Here is a 459-nt window from a genome sequence, read left to right as displayed (position 1 = left end):
TAACGCCGCACCGGACTCCGGGCGCGGTGCGGCTGAAACATGCTGTCATTCGCATTAATTTATGAAAATCCCTCGAAAGGAAGACCATGACCAACGGTCATCGCGCCCCCGCCATTTCGGCGCTGGGCCTGCGTAAATCGTTCGGTGAGCACGTGGTGCTCGACGGCATCGACATCACGGTCCAGGAGGGCACGATCTTCTCCCTCCTCGGCCCGAACGGTGCGGGCAAGACCACCACCGTGCAGATTCTCACCACGCTGCTGCGCCCCGATGCGTGTGAGATCCGCGTCGACGGCCACGATCTGGTCACCGAACCCGATGCCGTGCGCACCGCGATCGGTGTCACCGGCCAGTTCTCCGCGGTCGACGAATTGCTGACCGGTCGCGAAAACCTGGTCCTGATGGGTGATCTGCACCATCTGCCGCGCCGCGAGAGCAAGCGCCTGGCCGCCGAACTGC

At 63.6% G+C, this 459-nt stretch carries 1 protein-coding gene; it reads left to right on the top strand.

Annotated elements, in window-relative coordinates; translation table 11 throughout:
- Positions 1 to 86: 86 nt before the first annotated feature.
- Positions 87 to 459 (top strand): ATP-binding cassette domain-containing protein (locus ON20_RS24620; RefSeq protein ID WP_040839094.1); only part of this gene is annotated, 373 nt, incomplete at its 3' end.

Source organism: Nocardia brevicatena NBRC 12119 (assembly GCF_000308495.1).
Taxonomy (GTDB): Bacteria; Actinomycetota; Actinomycetes; order Mycobacteriales; family Mycobacteriaceae; genus Nocardia; species Nocardia brevicatena.
This window is presented reverse-complemented; position numbering and strand designations above follow the sequence as displayed.